General features: G+C 63.0%; 11 protein-coding genes and 1 tRNA gene. 10 read left to right on the top strand and 2 right to left on the bottom strand.

Annotated features, from left to right (window positions below):
- Positions 1-142: 142 nt before the first annotated feature.
- A complete protein-coding gene (locus V1294_RS21065; RefSeq protein ID WP_334499808.1) occupies positions 143-1,504 on the top strand; it encodes a hypothetical protein in 1,362 nt (453 codons plus the stop codon).
- Between the two features lie 96 nt (positions 1,505-1,600).
- Complete coding sequence (locus V1294_RS21060) at positions 1,601-1,981, top strand: hypothetical protein (protein ID WP_334499806.1); 381 nt, start codon at positions 1,601-1,603, stop codon at positions 1,979-1,981.
- Here V1294_RS21060 and V1294_RS21055 read toward each other — a convergent pair.
- Positions 1,941-3,566, bottom strand: a complete 1,626-nt coding sequence (locus V1294_RS21055) for a glycoside hydrolase family 17 protein (protein ID WP_334480870.1) — start codon at positions 3,564-3,566, stop codon at positions 1,941-1,943. The two genes, V1294_RS21060 and V1294_RS21055, sit on opposite strands and share 41 nt — an antisense overlap.
- Before the next feature lie 247 nt (positions 3,567-3,813).
- Between V1294_RS21055 and V1294_RS21050 the strand changes: the two genes are divergently transcribed.
- From V1294_RS21050 to V1294_RS21020, 7 genes are all read left to right on the top strand, one after another.
- Positions 3,814-4,386: a beta-1-3, beta-1-6-glucan biosynthesis protein gene (locus tag V1294_RS21050; RefSeq protein ID WP_334499804.1), complete on the top strand. Its 573-nt coding sequence runs from the start codon at positions 3,814-3,816 to the stop codon at positions 4,384-4,386.
- A gap of 222 nt (positions 4,387-4,608) precedes the next feature.
- Positions 4,609-7,287 carry a glycosyltransferase gene (locus tag V1294_RS21045; RefSeq protein WP_334499802.1) on the top strand — a complete coding sequence of 893 codons (2,679 nt, stop codon included), beginning with the start codon at positions 4,609-4,611 and terminating at the stop codon, positions 7,285-7,287.
- Positions 7,288-7,431: 144 nt separating this feature from the next.
- Positions 7,432-7,507: transfer RNA gene (locus V1294_RS21040), tRNA-Lys, on the top strand.
- Between the two features lie 1,211 nt (positions 7,508-8,718).
- The gene (locus V1294_RS21035; protein ID WP_334499800.1) at positions 8,719-8,988 is read left to right on the top strand and encodes a hypothetical protein; all 270 of its coding nucleotides are present in this window, start codon (positions 8,719-8,721) and stop codon (positions 8,986-8,988) included.
- Positions 8,989-9,142: 154 nt separating this feature from the next.
- Positions 9,143-10,030, top strand: a complete 888-nt coding sequence (locus V1294_RS21030; RefSeq protein ID WP_334504749.1) for a class I SAM-dependent methyltransferase — start codon at positions 9,143-9,145, stop codon at positions 10,028-10,030.
- A gap of 118 nt (positions 10,031-10,148) precedes the next feature.
- Positions 10,149-10,838 (top strand): glycosyltransferase family 2 protein, encoded by a 690-nt coding sequence (locus V1294_RS21025; RefSeq protein WP_334499798.1) that lies wholly within the window; start codon positions 10,149-10,151, stop codon positions 10,836-10,838.
- Positions 10,835-11,245, top strand: coding sequence for a DUF2304 domain-containing protein (locus V1294_RS21020; RefSeq protein WP_334499796.1), 411 nt, complete (start codon positions 10,835-10,837; stop codon positions 11,243-11,245). Before V1294_RS21025 ends, V1294_RS21020 begins: the two co-directional genes overlap by 4 nt.
- Before the next feature lie 47 nt (positions 11,246-11,292).
- Here the strand turns inward: V1294_RS21020 and V1294_RS21015 are convergent, their stop codons facing one another.
- The gene (locus V1294_RS21015; RefSeq protein WP_334499794.1) at positions 11,293-12,990 is read right to left on the bottom strand and encodes a hypothetical protein; all 1,698 of its coding nucleotides are present in this window, start codon (positions 12,988-12,990) and stop codon (positions 11,293-11,295) included.
- Positions 12,991-13,317: 327 nt separating this feature from the next.
- Between V1294_RS21015 and V1294_RS21010 the strand changes: the two genes are divergently transcribed.
- On the top strand, positions 13,318-13,629 hold the full coding sequence (locus V1294_RS21010) for an NAD-dependent epimerase/dehydratase family protein (RefSeq protein ID WP_334499793.1): 312 nt from the start codon (positions 13,318-13,320) through the stop codon (positions 13,627-13,629).
- Positions 13,630-14,567 lie beyond the last annotated feature (938 nt).

Here is a 14,567-nt window from a genome sequence, read left to right as displayed (position 1 = left end):
GCGCCGGCCGTCTTTAATTGTTTTCCCCCGGAGATCAAACCGATTCGCCGCCCCGAAAACGTCCGGATTCAAGTGGGCGCCGCTTTTCCTGTTAATGTTTGCCCCTGTGATTCGGCAGGGCCTTGAGGAGGGCCAGGGGCGCTTGGCCAAGAAACCAGACCATCTCGCGGACTTCGAGGCGGATGACACCGGTGGCGTGCTGGGCAACCTGTTGGCCGACGAGGACGAGCTCGACCGCCGCGCGCTGTGGCGGATCGGATCATGGGGCGTCGGCGCCACGGCTGCGGTGATTCTGGCCGTGATGGCCAACCAGTCGTCGCTCGGATTGAAGCGGGAACAGGTCGCCGCCGCCGATCTGGCCCGGCAAGCGCAACAGATCCAGATGGTTGCGAGAGAAACCCAGAACGAGGCGCGACGGCTTGCCGCCGCCATCGACACGCTCAATAGCGATCGCGACAGGCTGTATTCCCGGGTTACCGGTCTGGAACAGGGGCTCGACTCCGTCACCGGGGCCATCGCCCGGCAGGGTTCCGCCGCGGCTTCGCCGCCTGTTGCACATGCGGAACCGCAGGCCGCCCAAAACCCGCAACCTTCGCCACCCGTCGCGCCGGTAATAACCACGACGGCCACGGCGCCCGTTGCCGACAAACCCGTTGCCGCCACCCCGGAGCCCGCCCCTGCTGCGGTTTATTCCGCCGCAAAGGATGCTGCGAAGACCGACGCGGCCAAAGCGGATAGCGCCAAGCTCGAAACGGCGAAGGCGGAGATGGCAAAAGCGGACTTGACAAAAGCGGACTTGGCAAAGTCGGACTTGGCAAAGGTCGAGGCGGCAAAGGCCGACGCCGTCAAGCCGGAGTCCGCAAAACCTTCGCCCGCCGCGCCGCTGGTGGCGTCGCAGTCGATGATGACCCCGCCCGATTCCGCCGCCGGCAAGCTGATCGAGCCGGGCAAGGCGCCAAACCCGGTCATCGCGAGCCCGATCCCTGATGTCGTGGCGGCGACGCCATCGCCGACCGATGCGGAAACCGACGATGACACCGCGCCGAAAGTCTCGCTGCGGCGAACCGAGTTCGGGGTCGATCTCGGCAGTGCCAATTCGGTGAACGGGCTGCGCGCGTTGTGGCTCGGGCTGTTGAAATCGAGATCGAACGCCCTCCTGACGGCGTTGCGTCCGATCATCGTCATCAAGGAAAACACCAATGGGCTCGGCATGCAGCTTCGCCTGGTCGCCGGTCCGCTCAACGACGCCGGCGCCGCCGCCAGGATCTGCGCTGTCCTGACCGAAAACAAACGGCCTTGCGAGACCGCGATCTTCGAGGGCCAGCGGCTGTCGCTGAAGCCGGATGATCCGCCGCCCACCGCCGCCAAGCCGACGCCGCGCCGGCCCAGCATCGCCAAACGGGCGGCGGCGGTCGTCGAGGAAACAGCGAAGAAGCCGGAACCGCCGCCACCGGCGACGCAGACGACATTATCGTCCTTCTTCAACAGGAAAAGTTCACAATAATCTTTTGACTACAGCGCGTTACGCCGAACTTTTGACAAGCGCTATCGCCATTGGCGAACGCTTGTCCCGGCAGCCAATCCCGACCATATTGCGCCCATGAAAAAATCCCCGTTCCGGCTCACGCCCTATCAAGTCCAATTCCTGTTGGTGGTCGGCTTCGTCACCGTCGGCTACGCGCTTTACCTGCGCTACCTCGCGGTCGAGTTCTCAACCGTCGCGCTGGCCTGCGACGCCGGCCTGCAAAGCATGCTGTGCAAGTCGCGGACGCTTGCGACGTACCTTTTCAAGAATTCGGTATTCGGCATCGCCGCGCTGATCATTGCGACGCTTCACGTCATGCGGCCGTCGATCGTGCTGTTGACCGGCGGGCTGATCGCGGCGGGATTCGGGATCGTGCTCTACAATATCGTGCTGTCGGGAATTGCGATCGGCCTGCTCATTTTGGGATTTGCACGGCCCGCGCCCGCCACAGCGTGAGCGCCAGCAGCAGATAGATCGCGCAAGTCCACATCGACTGCCAGTTCTGGTTGCCCTCGTTGAAGCCGGTGAAGAGCGCGGCGGCGACCAGCAGACCGGCAAAGGTAGATTCAGCGATCGGGCGCACGCCCTCCACCGGCCGGTTGAGCAGCATCAGGGCCGCGAACGGCACCACCGCCATGGTCAGCGAGGCGAACGGAAAATCGCGGTAGCGCGGATCGAACGTAAAGCCGAGTGCGGTTTCCGCTGCGATCACCGTGGTGACGACAAGCACGAAACCCAACAGCGCCGTCAGCACCGATTTGGTCCGGAAGTTGCGCGGCCCGAACAATTCGAGGAATGTCGGTAGCGGCCGTCCCGACATCGCAGCGTTCGCGCACAGCAAGGGTGAGGCAATGCCGGCCGCCAGCAGCGCCCCCCATTGCAGCCAGCCGCCGGCGCCGTAGCTCTCATAATACATCTTGTCGACGGCGACCCCGAGCAGCATGCCGGCGGTTGTCGCCGACGTCCCGACCGCGATCCACGCGGCCGGCCGCGGCTTCCACGGTCGCCGTCGCAGCGTCAGCCAGCCCGTCAGGAAGACGAAGGCGCTGAGCGCCATCCCGCTTCCCATCTGCAGTTTCCAGGACGGATAATTGCTGATCGGCTCTCCGGGCGGATATTTCACCGCGCGCTGCGCGTCATCGATCAGGCCCCAATAGCCGCCGACGGTGCCTTCGAGCTGGCGCTTCCACGGCTGGTCGTAGGCCTCGATCAAATTGACCCGAAACTTTTCGCGCTTGGCGAGGTCGAGGATTTCGGACACGACGCGCGCCTGGTTGGTGCGCGACGGCAGCGCGCCTTCGCGCATCCTGCCCGCGCTCGGCCAGCCGGTTTCGCCGATCAGGATTTCCTTGTTTGGAAACGCCACCGCCATCCGCTTGCGGATATCGTCGACATGGCCGGCGGCGTGCTTCGCGCGCACCGGGATGTCTTCCCAGTAAGGCAGGATGTGGATCGTAACGAAGTCGACGGCGTCATAGACTTCGCGGTTGCGCAGCCAGAATTCCCAGACATCGGCATAGGTCACGGGGACGGTGACGCGCGACTTGACCGAGCGGATGTGGGCCGCGAGGTCCGATGTCGTCATCTCGCCGCGCAGCAGCACCTCGTTGCCGACCACCAGCGCGGTGATGACGTCAGGGTGTTCCTTGGTCAGTTCGACCGCGACCGAAATCTGGGCGAGATTCTTGATCCGGTTGCTGGAGAGCCAGATTCCCTGGATCACCTTCAGGCCGACCTTGGCGGCCAGCGCCGGAACCTGGTCGAGCCCGTTCTCGATCGAATAGGTCCGCACGCAGTCGGTGATCTTGGCAAGCTGCGCCAGATCCTGCGCGATCTGTTCAGGAAGAATCTGCGTGGACGGAATCAGCGGCGTCTGCGCGCCGCGGAACGGCGCGTAGGAAACGCATTGCAGTTTTGCGCTGGGATCGATCGGCGCGCGCACAAGCGTGATCGGGGTGGCAAGCCACCACCAAAGGGCCGCGATCATACCTAGCGATGAAAGGAGAAGCGCCAGCGGCGTACGAAGAGAAATCGGTTCCATCCTCCGGGCGGGGACCGTCGATTACCCGTTCAACGGCGTTCTGCCAAGATGCACGGTGGTCCTATTGCCCCTCATCCCCTGCGGCAGTTTTACCACCGCCATGATAAAGTTGTGACTTTGCTGGACAAAATCCGAAATACCCGTCATGTGAATCGTCGAGCTTGTCCGCCGCATTGGGGACGAATTTGGGCGGCAACAAGCCAGACCACCACACCAGCCGCGCGGCTGGAAACTAATCGGGGAATGTATGCGTCGACGGGTGCTTGATCCAAGAGTTGCGGTTTTGCGGCGCTTCGCCGCTGCCGGCCTGGCCCTCCTGATCGGATCGGCCGGCGCGTTTGCCCAGAGCGGCACCCCGGCGCCCCAGGATCAGTCCGGCAAGCCGCCCGCCAATGCCGCCGACGTCAACAAGGACAATCAGCGCAAGGCCGACGAATTCGTCGAGGCGGCCCAGGCCATCAACGGCCCGGGTGGAAACCCCGAATGCGTCTGGCTCGGCCGCCGCGTGGTTCGCCTGATGTGGCGCGACGACCTCGACACCGCGTTCCGGCATCTCGATCTCTACGACCGGTTCGGCTGCCCCGGCGGCCATGTCCAGGCGGCCTTCCGCTGCCTGACCCGCTTTGGCGGACAGATCGATCCCAAAGTGGCCGAAACCCTCGACAGCCGCATCCACGTCTGCTGGATCAATCCGGGCGCCCAGCCCCAGGCTGCTGCGGCGGCCAGCCCGGCGCCTGCGACCGCCGGCAATGCGGCGCCAGCCGCGGCCGCTTCGCCCTCGCCGGCCCCCAGCGCCAGCCCCGCCCCGCCGGCGAAATAGCCGCCCGCCATTCAGGATTCGTTCAGCGGAACGATCCTATTTGTCCGGCGTTTGGCGTTTGGATTGGCCGCGCGCTCAAAACGCCGTCCTTAAAAAAGTCATGGCGTCATACCAGTTGTGAATTCGCAGGGCAGGACTATCCTTATGATGCCGCCGTGTCGGTCGAACCTAGGGGACAGGTTCGCTTCCCATCAATCGCAGCCCCGTATGGTTTAGCTGCCAATGCGCGCCGTCGTTGCCGTTCTGCTGTTTGTGACCGCAGCTCACGCCGGGCTGTGGGGCCTGTTTCAGGAAAAGCAGCCGGCACCCGATTTCAGAGGCATTTTGCCAAGCGTCTCCTATGCGCCGTTCGAGGGATCGGCGCATCCCGACGTCGACAATATTCCGCAGATCGAAAAGATTCGCGCCGACCTGAAGAAGCTGTCGACGATCACGCGCGCGATCCGTCTCTACTCCTCGACCGGCGGCGTCGAACTGGTGCCGCCGATCGCCGCCGAGTTCGGCCTGAAGGTCACCGTCGGCGCCTGGATCGACAAGAATTCCGATCGCAACAAGCGCGAGATCGAGGCGGCGATCACGCTGGCCAAGCGCAACAGCAACGTCAACGGCATCGTCGTCGGCAACGAAACCATTTTCCGCGGCGAGCAGAAGATCGACGACCTGATCGAGCTGATCAAGCAGGTGAAGAAGTCCGTCAACGTCCCCGTGACGACCGGCGAGATCTGGAACATCTGGCGCGACAATCCGGAGCTTGCTTCCTCCGTCGATTTCATCGCCGCGCACGTGCTGCCCTATTGGGAAAACTTCACCTCCAAGCAGGCCGTCGATCAGGCCGTGGCGATGTTCCAGCTGCTGCGCGACCAGTTTCCGGGAAAACGGATCGTCATTGCCGAATTCGGCTGGCCGAGCGCCGGATACAATTTGAGGAACGCCGAGCCCGGACCGTTCGAACAGGCCTCGGTGCTGCGCAATTTCGTCACCCGCGCCGAAGCCATCGGCATGGACTACAACATCGTCGAGGCGATCGATCAGCCCTGGAAGTTCTTCGAAGGCGGCGTCGGACCCTATTGGGGCATTCTCGATGCTTCCCGCGAACCGAAATTCGCGTGGACCGGCCCGATCGTGAACGAGAACTACTGGAAGCTGGCGGCGATCGCGCTCCTGGTCGGCATCCTGATGTCGCTGCCGATCCTGCGGCTCGAGCAGCCGACCGTCATGCAGGCCGTGGTGCTTTCAGCCGCGGCCAACGGCGTCGGCGCCTGGGCTTCCACCGTGTTCGCCTACTGGGCCGGGCACTATTTCGTGTTCGGCTCGGCGTTTGCGCTGACGCTCGGCCTGATCCTGCTGGTGCCGCTGGTCCTGATCGCAATGGCGCGCATCGACGAAATCGCGGCGATTGCCTTCGGCCGCGGTCCGCGCCGGCTGATCACGAAGAGCGCGCCGCTGGCGCCAGCCACCATCGGCGAGAACGTCGCCTTTCCGAAGGTCTCGATCCACATCCCCGCCTATTTCGAGCCGGTCGAGATGCTCAAGCAGACGCTGGATGCGGTGTCCCGGCTCGACTATCCGAACTTCGAATGCGTGGTCATCATCAACAACACGCCCGATCCGGAGTTCTGGCAGCCGATTCAGGACCATTGCCGCACGCTCGGCGAGCGCTTCAAGTTCATCAACGCCGAGAAGGTCAAGGGCTTCAAGGCGGGCGCCCTGCGCATCGCCATGGAGCGCACGGCAGTCGACGCCGAAATCATCGGCATCATCGACGCCGACTATGTGGTGCAGCCGGACTGGCTGAAGGATCTGGTGCCGGTGTTCGCCGATCCGCGCGTCGGCCTCGTGCAGGCGCCGCAGGAGCATCGCGATGGCGACCGTTCGCTGATGCACTACATCATGAACGGCGAGTATGCCGGGTTCTTCGACATCGGCATGGTCCAGCGCAACGAAAGCAACGCCATCATCGTGCACGGCACGATGTGCCTGATCCGCCGCGCGGCGATGGACATGGCAGGCGGCTGGGCCGGCGACACCATCTGCGAGGATACTGACCTCGGTCTCGCGATCATCGAGCACGGCTGGCTGACGCATTACACCAACCACCGCTACGGCCATGGCCTGCTGCCGGACACCTATGAGGCCTTCAAGAAGCAGCGCCACCGCTGGGCCTATGGCGGCTTCCAGATCGTCAAGAAGCACTGGCGGCGCTTCCTGCCCGGCGCGAGCCGGTTGACGCCGGATCAGCGCCGCGAATTCTCGCTCGGCTGGCTGAACTGGCTGGGGGCTGAAAGCCTCGGCGTGCTGGTGGCGATCCTCAACCTGATCTGGGTGCCGATCGTGGCGTTTGCCGACATCGCCATTCCCGACAAGATTCTCACTTTGCCGATCATCGCCTCCTTTGTCGTCTCGCTGATCCATTTCGTGGCGCTGTATCGGCTCCGCGTGCATGTCAAAGCCGGCCAGATGCTGGGCGCCATGATCGCGGCGATGAGCGTGCAATGGACGGTGTCGCGCGCGGTGGCCCAGGGCCTGATCACCGAGCATCTGCCGTTCGCCCGCACCTCCAAGGGCGGCCTGTCGGTGATGTCGATCGAGTTCCAGGCGTTCTGGGAGGCCGTGCTCGGCGTGCTGCTGCTGATCGGCGCCACCGTGCTGGTCGTGACGAACGGCTACAAGCAGGTGCGCGAGATCTACATCTTCGCCGGCGTCCTGGTGCTGCAGAGCCTGCCGTTCCTGGCCGCCGTCTCGATCGCGCTGCTGGAAAACTCCCGCGCCAATTCCTTCGCCTTCTGGCGCAACAGCGCGGTGCGGACGGCGGAACTGATCGGGCTGCGCCCGGTCAGCCTGCCGGCGGTCGGCAGCCAGTCCCAGCCGGTTGCGTCGGAAATTCGCCGCGAGGCGAACTGACGGTGGATGAAGAGGTCCCGTCCGCTTCAACAAGCCTTGCTAAGCGTCACGGGCACAAAGAAAATTTGGATTACGCGAGTGCCGCTTTTGTCGCGCCGGCACTATTGACCCGCAGGGGCCCTCCCCCTACACAGCGCGGCGAGTGAGCGCGTAGCTCAGGTGGTAGAGCACGTGACTTTTAATCATGGGGTCGAGGGTTCGAGTCCCTCCGCGCTCACCAATGAAATCAAACACTTAGTTCGATTCCTCCGACTCTCACAAGCCGTGGCAGAGGCGGCGCGCATAGCCAACGCAACCTTCATTCTTCTAGGGCCTCGATCACACGCACCACACTTCGGTCGTTGACTCTCTCGGGTGGGACTTTGCGATGCCGACGACTGTCCCGTCTGGAAGCTTGATGCGTGTCGAATGCATTCCCGTCGAATCGGTTGGTGATCGCCCAGCCTCGTGGTTTATCCAAGCACTCCCAGCCGGCCGGGAATCGACATCCGGCGTGGTGTTGCTCTTCCTGCTCGGCCTTGCGTTGCGTAACAGGTTCCGCATGAAACGATCAGCGAATTATACCAAGAGCAAGCCTCGCCTACGCCGGGGGTGGGTGCACTGTTATTCGTCCCAGCGGCGCAAATGCGCGGGCGGAACGATTGCGTAAGGCTGCCTCAGCTTAGACTTGCCTCGCTATCTCCAGGATGCCATCGCGATCTTGCACGATGGCAACGGACCCTCTCTTTTCGAGCCAGCGAAGTCCAAGCGCCAGTTGCCTCAGGTCGTTTCTGGCGTGGCCGACTGGAAGCTTGCGGGCGCGCCGCAAGGCGTCTGCGGCTTGCCGTCTAATCGGCGACTCTGCTGTCTTTAATTGCTGACGCATCGCGGCCCCGCCCCCCACGACGCCAATTAAAATCCCGCGCCGCTCACCCGTCTGTCCGGAACCGGACTCTACATCGAGTTTCGGGAAAAACGGCAGAGCGATGGAACGGATGGCCTCGAAATGAATCTATTATGGCTTCCGGTTCTAGCCCCCAAAGCCCCACCGGATGAAAACCCCTTCGAGGGTTGACGGCTCCAGCTTCCAACAGGCTGGAGCCGTTTAAGGGTTGTCTGGATGGTGGAATGCCCCTGCACTTCAGCCGCGTCGCTCCCGCGACAGAGGAGCTAGAAATATGGAGCGCAAGCGAGAGCGGCTTCTCATTTGTAATCAGTAATGAGAGTCGCAGTGGTCCTGGACTCCACGGACAACCTGGCTTTGTAGCTTCTTGGCGCTCCATCGATTTCAACAGGCCCGCCATCCGGATAGGTGGATCACCCTTCAAGACGTTTGCGGAAGCCGAGAAGGCCTGTGAGGCCATGGTGGCGCACCTGACCAAATAGTTTCGGATCTGGCGTAGCCCTTGCCCGCCCGGCGGCCTGGGGTTGGATATCCTTGGGGCGAGCGAGATGTCGGAGCGTTCGTCAGGGTGGAGCCGCAAGTTTGACGAGCCGATCGCGCTGGCGGACGGCGGCAAGTTCGTGACCCTGCTCGATTCCGCCGACTACATCACCGGCCTCCCAAGCAAGGAATCCGCCTTGCCGGAATGGCAAGCCGCCATCGAAGCGCTGATGCTGATCGCCAAGTCGAGCGGGCCAACGATGTTCGCTCGGATCGGCGTCCAAGGTTGGCCCCTTCGCGTTGCACCTAACCATCTGAGGCATTGTCGAAAGAAATAAGACTCTGACCGGGTCGCGGTTGACGCGACAGGGCCAATATTCGAAGCCCAGACAAGGCAGCCTGCGACCCCGTGGCCGTTCGCCAACCGGAACAGTTCGGCATCGGAAGCGTTTTTTCGCACGGAAGAAACGCTTTTTGGGGACGCATGTGCTGATGCGAAACGACCGAACTGCGCTTACGCTTAAGTGTCCGGCGTGCAGTCGGGCGACGCCACATCGGTTTCTTTACATCAAGAACGGTTGCGACATCTTTCAATGTCGGGACTGCGGACTGGGACGCACCGAGGCATCGAGCTTCGATCCGCTCGCTTATTATGACGATGGCTACTTTTCCGGCCGTCAGTCCGACGGCTACGCCGACTATCGCGGCGCCGAACCCGTGCTACGGCGCGAGTTCGCCCGTACGGTCGAGTTCATCCAACACCGCAAGCCACAGGGCTCCCTGCTCGAGATCGGTTGCGCCTACGGCTTCTTTCTCGATGAAGCCCGCCGCGCGGGATTTGAGGTGAGCGGCATCGAGCCGGCGGAGTCGGCTGCTGCCCATGCTGGCGATCTCGGCTTGAACGTCATCTGCGGCCTGCTGAACGAAGCGACTCTCGAGTCGCTTGGCACCCTGGATGTTATCGTCCTCCTCGACGTCATCGAGCATCTGCCCGATCCGCAGGAAGCCCTCGCGCTACTCGCGGACCATCTCCGGCCGGACGGAATCATCGTGCTGACGACCGGAGACTTCGGTTCCTTGGCGGCGCGGTCGACCGGCGCGCACTGGCGCCTGATGACACCTCCCCAGCACCTGTGGTTCTTCAATCGCGCCAGCATCGCGTCTCTGGCCCATTCGGTCGGCTTCCGCGTCGAGAGTTCCGATTACCCCTGGAAATTCGTGCCGTTCTCGCTGATCGCCTTCCAGGTCGGTCGCATGCTCGGCCGCAAGTTCGCGGCCAGCCCGACCGGCAACCGGTTCGCCATTCCGGTGAACCTGTTCGACGCGATGCGCGTGGTCTTGAGCAAGGCGCCACCATGTCCGGATACGAGCCCCCCATGACAGAGCGCCTCAACCTCGGCCAGATTGCATCTTGCTGGCGGCGCGTCTCTCGGTTGGGACTCGCGGTGATCGCCTGCGGCCTTGTTGTGGTTTGTTCTTGTTGTGGGTGTGATAAGACATGACCGGCCGGATTCGCAATCCCTGGGTCGTTGTTGCGGCGTACAATGAAGCGCCGGTGGTCGGCAGCGTCGTGTCCGGTATTCGCCGCGCCGGATACGCGGTCGTCGTGGTCGATGACGGCTCCAGTGACCGGACCGGCGACGTCGCGTTGCTCGCAGGCGCAGTCGTCGTCCGGCATCCGGTCAACCTCGGACAGGGCGCCGCGCTGCAGACCGGGATCGACTACGCCCTCGAGCAGCGTGCGGATGCGCTCGTCACGTTCGACGCCGATGGCCAGCATTCCCCCGTGGCCATCGCGGCGCTGCTCGCGGCGATCGAGCAGCCCGGCATCGATTTCGCGCTTGGCAGCCGCTTTCTCACCGGCGCGACGGCAAATCTGCCGGCGTCGCGCCGCATCCTGCTCAGCGCCGCGCTCTGGTTCTCGCGCGCGAGCACCGGACTGCCGCTCACCGATACCCACAATGGCCTACGGGCGATGACCGCGCGCGGCGCCCGCGCGATCTCCTTGCGACAGAACCGAATGGCGCACGCGTCGGAGATCCTGCACCAGATCGCGCAGAGCCGCCTGCGCTTTGTCGAGGTGCCGGTGAACATCGAGTACAGCGCCTATTCGCTGGGCAAGGGTCAACGCATCACCGATGCGCTGGCCATCCTGATCGATCTGTTTGCGCGGAGGCTCTACCGATGATCGCGCAGCTATTGCTGACGGCCTTTCTGGCGTTGGTTCTGGTCTACGCCTGGTCGGCGCACCGGACGGTGCCGATCATCGGCCTGCTCGCGAGCGGCGCTGCGCTCGCCGGCCTCTACTTCGTCTGGGTGCCGGAGCATGCCACCGCGCTTGCGGCCTTCGTGGGAATCGGCCGCGGTTCCGATCTCATCGTCTACACCTGGGTCGTGATCAGCCTGCTCATCATGCTCAACTTGCATCTCAAGTTGCGGCTCCAGCTCGATATGATCACGCGTCTGGCGCGCGCCGTCGCGATCGATCGCGCCAAGGAGAGCCGGCGTGAGACAGGCCCGCCGCGAAAACGTCGCCCGGTCATGTTGGGCCGAAAGGCCGAGGCGCCCCCGATCGAATTGCAGGCGAAGAAGTAGATGCCGAAGAAGTAGATGCCATTGTCAAGTCGCGCTCGGAGTTGGCGTCACTCGCCGAGCCCGCGACGATTGGCGTAGATCTGGGCGAACGGGCGGCCAAATCGTGTGACCTCATCAACCAGTACGGCCGACGTGCCGTTGGCACAAGGCCAGCGCTCGGTGGCGATCAGGTAGTCGGCCTTGCGCAGATCGGTTTCGGCAATCCAGTTGCGACGGAACATCACGCCGGCCAGTTGCTCGCGCCAGCCCAGGCAGACCAGCACGCGCGGTGGATCGCCCGCGAACCGGCCTTCGGCGTCAATTCGACCCTCGAGGCGGCGCAGCGCCTCGGGAGCCGCCATGCCCCAATAGTCAAGGTCGAATCGGCCGTAAGCGCCTGCGACGCCGCCTGCCAGACTGTTCATTGCGATATATTCGAGCGGATGCAGGATGACGAGCGTCACCACGATGACGGCCGTGTGCGCGACGGCGAGGGCCGCGGGCACAATCGGGTGGCGTAGCAAGAAGGGCAAAAGGCTCGTCAGCCCGCGCGCGGCCACGATGGCGAGCATTGGGATCACGAACAATACGTGGCGGACACCGTCATAGAGCGTCGAGCCCTGCAGGATGAGCACCCCGATGGGCCCGAACGCCGCCACACTGACGACCAGCACCGCGCGCGATCCTGCGAGCTCGGCCGCGACTGGTCGCAGTCCCACGATGCCGGACCGACGCAGGGCGCCGAGGGCAGCGCGCGTCCACGACCCTGCAGCACCGATCCAGACCGCCATGCCGAGCGACAGTAACGCCAAAAAGCCCTCGGGCAAACGCGCCAGAAGCTGTCCGGGGATGTACCAGGCGGGCAGCTTATCGGTGAACGTGCGCTGGCCCCAGTTCTGGAATTCGAACGAGGTGTCGAGCGGAGCAAAGTGCCGATAGGCCTCGAGGAATTGTGTGAGCGGATGTCCAATCTGTAACCACGGCCAGAGCGCAATCGCCGTCAGCCAGGCGACGAGGATGGCGAGCAGCGTATGCAAGCCGATCTGGCGCAATTGGCCATAGCCCGCGCGGCCATTGCGCAGCAGCGCCTCGAGCGCGCACAGGCTCATGCCGCCGACGAGGTAGGCGTGCGTGATCACCCCGCCGGTGCGCGTCGCGATGGCGAGGCCAGTGGCAAGGCCGGTCGCAAGGGTCAAACGCCAGCTCGGCACCTCCTGCCGCACCATCAGGACGATCGCGAGCGTCGACCAGCTCATGGCGAACAGGAACGGCACGTCGATGGGGGCAAAGAACAGGTTGCCGTACAGGTAGCCGGTCAGCAGGCACAGGGTTAGCGCCGTCAACCCAGCCCAGTGCCCGACCGCGAGCCATGCCATCGGCACGACGGCGGCGAGCCCAGCGAGGCCGAACAGGAAGGTCATGGCGTGCCGGACCGTGATCGGGCTCGCGAGCTCAAGCGACTGCACGGCCGCGACGAGCATCTGAAACCACGGTCCATACATCCACAGATACTCTTCGACCGTCTCGAACTGAGACCGGTCCGCAAAGGCGCTCGTGTACCAGGCAAGCGCCTTGGGGCCGTAATCGTCGGTGTTGAATTCGTCGGTCGACAGCCCGTAATCCGCGGCGGTCGCAAGCCCGATGACCAAGGCCACGCTCAGCACAAGGAGCACGAGCAACGTCTCGGCATGGCGAGCAGCAAATGCGAGGCCGAGTTTCGGCCTCGCAAACCCAGAGCCGTCGCCATCCACCTGTTCAAGCGCCATGCATTGTCCTTAACTGGTTGCATGACAACGGCACTGGTGCCGCCTGGAAATGTTGTGGGAATTCGCGCGGCGGAATCGCCAACATCGCTACTACCACCAATGCGATCGAGCGGCTGCACGAGGATTTTCAAGCGGCGGATCGAGACGCAGACGGTTCTGCCATCGGCCGACACCGCCGCCTGCATCACATCAGGCGACACCCAGCTAAATCGCTTAATCGGGACCGAACCCCCAGCACACCTCGAGTGTTGTCCTTGGCATGGGCATAACACTCCTGAAGGGAACTTTGTTCCGAAGTTTCAAATCAGGTCTCCTTAGGCGATAGCAATGGCGATCCTTATCACCGGCGGTGCCGGATACATTGGGAGCCACATGGTGTACGAACTTGCCGATCGTGGCGAACTACCCGTCGTGATCGATGATTTTTCGTCGGGCTTCAAATGGGCAATACCATCCGGAGTTTCGGTTTTCGTTGAGGACATCGGGGATCAGCGGCGAGTTGCGCAGCTAATCGCGAAGTTTGGGATTTCAGAGATCATTCATCTTGCGGCTTCTGTCGTTGTGCCGGTCGATCGGCGCCAGCGCAGGGGCGAGTCTGCGAGGCCGTCCCGGGCCCGCACGAAAGAGGCCGCCGACTGAGGCGGCCTTACTTCTCCTGGTCCGGCAGCAAGTTTCCCAATGAGGTGGGGGATTGCAGTCCGGGCGATCTCAGCCACTCATTGATGTGAGCGGCCGTCTCAGCCTGGCGAGCCCGCCGTAGAAGTAGTTCCCGGGCCGGGCCGTGAGGGAGCTTATCTGCTGCCTCTTTAAAGCGTCGGGCCTCTTCCGCCAGTCGCTCTTCAAACGTCTTCTCGTTTTTGATGCGTCCCCGTTTTCCCATGGCGCTGCCTCCCTGTGAGGCCATTTAAAATTCCCCGCCCTTCAGCCGTCTGTCCGGTACCAGACTCTACATCGAGTTTCGGGAAAAATCGGAACGAGAGGAGCCGGAGTGCGTTTTAGGTACGCGCCGGCTTTGCCGCCTGGCGCATTGGAATGACGGCCCCAGCCTTAAGCCCCCTGCTGGGGCCGTTTCTTTTCTCAAACGAAAGCCCGGCTTTGGGCCGGGCGATTCGCAAACATTCCGAACGTGATGAAACGCGAACATCTTAGATCAGAATAGAACAAGCGTCGGTTCGCTTTGTTACCTAGGAATCGGAATTTGGTCCGTAAGAGTACGGATCATGCGCATAGATTAGCCGTCCACGTGCGCTCAAAGAAACGGCCCCAGGGGGAAGGCTGGGGCCGCCAGATGTGTGCCTCGGGGCAATCAGGATCAAAGGCACCTACCTACAATTCGGGAACAAGTGGCAATGTTCCCGCTCAGATCAGGCGCATCCGTCTACGTGAACAGCAAGAGCGCGAATCCGATGGCTGCCAGTAGGGCCAACCAGATCAGCGAGAACCGGAAGTACAAGGTGCTGCGATCCATGGCGTTCAACAAACATTCCCCGTGAATAAATCCCTTGAGATAGGTCAATGGTCGGCCTCGAATTAGAGCGCGGGACCGAAGGGCGACAACCTCCCCCGACAAGGAAGCT

Source organism: Bradyrhizobium sp. AZCC 1678 (assembly GCF_036924765.1).
In the GTDB taxonomy this organism is placed as follows: domain Bacteria; phylum Pseudomonadota; class Alphaproteobacteria; order Rhizobiales; family Xanthobacteraceae; genus Bradyrhizobium; species Bradyrhizobium algeriense.
Note: the sequence above shows the minus strand (reverse complement) of the source record. Positions and strands in the feature narration are given on the sequence as shown.

Bases quoted from the DNA above. Each gene is read 5' to 3' on its own strand.
- V1294_RS21060 (WP_334499806.1), top strand. From the start codon at position 1,601: ATGAAAAAATCCCCGTTCCGGCTCACGCCCTATCAAGTCCAATTCCTG.
- V1294_RS21020 (WP_334499796.1), top strand. From the start codon at position 10,835: ATGATCGCGCAGCTATTGCTGACGGCCTTTCTGGCGTTGGTTCTGGTC.
- V1294_RS21055 (WP_334480870.1), bottom strand. From the start codon at position 3,566: ATGGAACCGATTTCTCTTCGTACGCCGCTGGCGCTTCTCCTTTCATCG.
- V1294_RS21010 (WP_334499793.1), top strand. From the start codon at position 13,318: ATGGCGATCCTTATCACCGGCGGTGCCGGATACATTGGGAGCCACATG.
- V1294_RS21030 (WP_334504749.1), top strand. From the start codon at position 9,143: ATGCGAAACGACCGAACTGCGCTTACGCTTAAGTGTCCGGCGTGCAGT.
- V1294_RS21025 (WP_334499798.1), top strand. From the start codon at position 10,149: ATGACCGGCCGGATTCGCAATCCCTGGGTCGTTGTTGCGGCGTACAAT.
- V1294_RS21050 (WP_334499804.1), top strand. From the start codon at position 3,814: ATGCGTCGACGGGTGCTTGATCCAAGAGTTGCGGTTTTGCGGCGCTTC.
- V1294_RS21015 (WP_334499794.1), bottom strand. From the start codon at position 12,990: ATGGCGCTTGAACAGGTGGATGGCGACGGCTCTGGGTTTGCGAGGCCG.
- V1294_RS21045 (WP_334499802.1), top strand. From the start codon at position 4,609: ATGCGCGCCGTCGTTGCCGTTCTGCTGTTTGTGACCGCAGCTCACGCC.
- V1294_RS21035 (WP_334499800.1), top strand. From the start codon at position 8,719: ATGTCGGAGCGTTCGTCAGGGTGGAGCCGCAAGTTTGACGAGCCGATC.